Source organism: Aeromonas sp. HMWF015 (assembly GCF_963878965.1).
Lineage (GTDB): Bacteria > Pseudomonadota > Gammaproteobacteria > Enterobacterales > Aeromonadaceae > Aeromonas > Aeromonas veronii.
The window spans coordinates 1-3,134 of record NZ_CAWNZT010000419.1; the positions used below are offsets into that span (position 1 = coordinate 1).

Annotated in this window: 3 protein-coding genes and 1 pseudogene; 2 read left to right on the plus strand and 2 right to left on the minus strand. The window is 58.1% G+C overall.

Translation table 11 applies throughout. The features are described 5' to 3' along the window. Positions 1-492: metal-dependent hydrolase (locus tag AACS18_RS21520; RefSeq protein ID WP_108613277.1), on the minus strand; the 492-nt coding region annotated here is incomplete at its 3' end. A 333-nt stretch (positions 493-825) separates the two neighbouring features. Between AACS18_RS21520 and AACS18_RS21525 the strand changes: the two genes are divergently transcribed. After that, on the plus strand, positions 826-1,602 hold the full coding sequence (locus AACS18_RS21525) for a BPL-N domain-containing protein (protein ID WP_108613276.1): 777 nt from the start codon (positions 826-828) through the stop codon (positions 1,600-1,602). A gap of 183 nt (positions 1,603-1,785) precedes the next feature. On the opposite strand, the gene AACS18_RS21530 is transcribed toward AACS18_RS21525, so the two are convergent. Continuing rightward, positions 1,786-1,935 (minus strand): hypothetical protein, encoded by a 150-nt coding sequence (locus tag AACS18_RS21530; RefSeq protein ID WP_005338159.1) that lies wholly within the window; start codon positions 1,933-1,935, stop codon positions 1,786-1,788. Positions 1,936-2,378: 443 nt separating this feature from the next. Here AACS18_RS21530 and AACS18_RS21535 point away from each other — a divergent pair. Then, positions 2,379-3,134, plus strand: a pseudogene (locus tag AACS18_RS21535) (hypothetical protein); the annotation flags it as partial.

A 3,134-nucleotide genomic window follows, 5' to 3' on the forward strand; every position in this document is an offset into this window, starting at 1 on the left:
CATCAATACAACCCCCGGCAACCAGACCCAGTAGACCTCGGAGAGGATTACCGCCTCACCTCGGGCGGTGAGATAGGCCTCCAGCTTGAAGGGGGCGACCCGGATCACCTGCCAGGGGGCGAAGAAACGCTCGTCACGCCACGGCCAGAACCAGCCAACCCCCTTGCCGCCGGTAGTGAGGGAATCGAGCAGGCTGTGGGAGAGCAGAGAGACCAGCAGAAACGCCCAGACGGTGGCGGCGCGGGCCCGAAATTGGCGGTGAAACAACATGGCCAGGGTGGGCAAGGCAAAGGCGAACAACAGGGAGTGGGTAAAGCCGCGGTGGCCAAAGACATGGCCGTAGGCAACCCCCAGTTTGAAGGCGAGCACATCGGCATCGGGCAGCATGGCGATGGCAACCCCAGCCAACAACAGGCGGGGCGGGATAATCCGGCTGCCAAGCCCGAGTCCAAGGCAGAGAGGGACGGCAGCGTGAGTGACTATGGTGGGCATAGGGTAAAGCTCCAACTGAAAACGTGAGGCTACCCTACCCCCGCTCGGTGAAGTGAAGGTGAAGTGCCCCTCTTATGTTGCTGTATTCCCCCTCGAATCCTTATCCATCAGCCATAAGAGGCGTCACACAGGAAAGCTGTTGCACGCGCTCCGAAGCAGGGGCCGAAATCCTGTGGTTTGTCCCTCTGTATTGGCTCGTTCGTTGTGTGTCGAACACAGGCCCAATCAGCGTTGGCACGTTAACTTGAAATGTTCATTTAACTGCGGCTGACATGCAGAACGGGATCGTGATAAGTAGTCTCTTCGGTTCACATCACAGGGACAGTGGCAGCGATGAATGTACCAAAAAGCGTCATGCGGATTGCGAGCGTTATCAGCCTTTGGTTAATGACAGGGTGCATGGCAGAGGCCGCCTCTGCGCAGCCGCAGCAAGAGCCGTACGCGCTGATCTATAACGGGCCGGTTTCTGATGGGGATAGCACCAGAGCGATTGCGGATGTGGTCAAGCAGGTGGGCTTGCCGGTCAGGTATCTCTCCAATATTGGGGAGCTGCCTGCAGAGCTCGATAATGCCAGGGTGTTTATCGTTGGCGGCACAGAGGACGATGTTGAGCCGCTCCTCAACGCCTTCACCGCGGACGCGCGTTCGGCATTAAAAACCTATTTGCAGAATGGTGGCCGCTACCTCGGGATCTGTGGGGGTGCCTTTGTGGCATCCGCCGGCTGGTCTGAAGAAGAAGGCTTTGTGCCGGCGCTGGCCCTTGTTCCTGCCACATCCGATGATTATGACGGCGACTTTAGCGCCAGGATCTTCCCGATCAGCTGGCTTGGTGAAGAGCGCCAGATGTATTACCAGGCCGGCCCGCAATTTACCCCGGTGCCAAGCCCAGAGCAGGTCAAGGTCATCGCCCATTTTCAAAACCATCAGATTGCCGCGCTGATCAGCTCATACGGCAAAGGCAAGGTGGCCCTCTCCGGGCCACACCCCGAAGCCCCTGAATCATGGAAAGCGAACGCGGTGGGCGGCGACAAGATGGGGTCGAATATTCATCTGGCTGCAGGACTCGTCAACGAGTTGCTCTCCGAAGAGCCCGTCACCCATTCGAAGTAGTCACATCCCTACGCCCCTGGATGTGACCCCATTGCTCGGCCCGGAAGTCAGGCCAGCCAATCGGCCGCAATCCATAAAAAAAACCACCGACCTGCAAAAGGTCGGTGGTTTTTTTATCGGTGGTAGATAACGGGTAGCCGATACGAAGCGTTCGCTACCTCAACTTTCGCCCGGGAGCGAGCACTACTCTTCCTGCTCCTCCGGTTGTCTCTCCTCACCCCGTATCTGTAGCAGCTCCTCGACCCTGGCTTGCCACTTGTCGTGGGCCTGTTTGCGCTCCTGCTGCATAAATGCTTCTCGCATGGTGTCGATTTTCTGGTCAAGTGTTTCCATCAGAGTGTCTCCTTGTGTGACCGCGTAAAGACTGGCTGACGGCGCGTTGGCCAACCTGCTCCCCTAATCTGACACCGCTAATGCCGTTACTGCCCAATCAAATAATCGATTGGAAGTAGGAAAACCAATCTAAAAATTCTTTTTCTTGTTTGTTCCACCACGCCAGCGCAAGGGAAACAGGCCGCTCAGAGCGGGATAATCCGGCACGCGGCCAACACATGATTGAGTGCAGTCGTCCCCCTTTTCAGGGGAATGGGGCGCCGTTGCCCCATCCGTCCAGTGCGGGGTACCGGCAGATTTTCGGCGTGTTGCTGTGCCCATGATCACACAGTCACAACTCTCGCCCTCCGCTCACCGCGCCCCCGCTTTTTATCATCTAGAGTTACCGGGCAGTCCAAAGCTGCTGATTTATCTACATTCGCCGCCAAGAGGGATCTTTTTTCATGACCGAGCATATCGATCTGCTACCTATCAACACGGATGATGAGCAGGACGCAGGCAACCGCTACCTCTACTACACCGAAGGGGACCTGGCCCGTATTCTTGCCAATCTGGAACAGCTGCGCCACGCGGTGTTTCCCGCCGCCATCGGAGAGAGTGAAACGGGCGCCACCGTGCCCCACAACTTTCCGTCCGTCTGTCTGGTGGGGCTGGGACGCTGCGGCTCCAACATAGCGCAGGATGTGGCCTCGCTGGTCTACAACGCCCGCAGCTTTTATCTCAATGAATTCAACAGTGAAGAGCAACGAAAGCGGGAGAAGGAGTTTGGTCCGGTGAGCTGGATCCGGCGCAACCTGCGACTGCCAAACAACGGGGCCCGGCCGGTCTTTCTGATCGAGCCCATGGTGATGCTGGGGGATCTGGACAAGGACATAGATGGCCGCATCCGCCACTCCAATCGCAGCGGCGAAGGTGGCTCCTTGCGTGACTACGCCAAGATGCGGGTGATGGACTTGTCGGAGATCCACGCGGGGGGCGCGGGTAACGCCCCCATCCTTGGCCAGTATCTGGCCAAGATCATCCTCAACAAGAGCCCTCACTACTTCGCCAACTCCGAGTGGCAGGCCATTCATACCTATCTGGTCGACTCCTGCGGCATCAAGGCCAACCAGTCCCGCCTCTATTTCTACATCTTCAGTGCCGGGGGCGGCACCGGCTCCGGCATGGCCTCCGAGTTCGGGCTGGCCCAGCAGTACTCC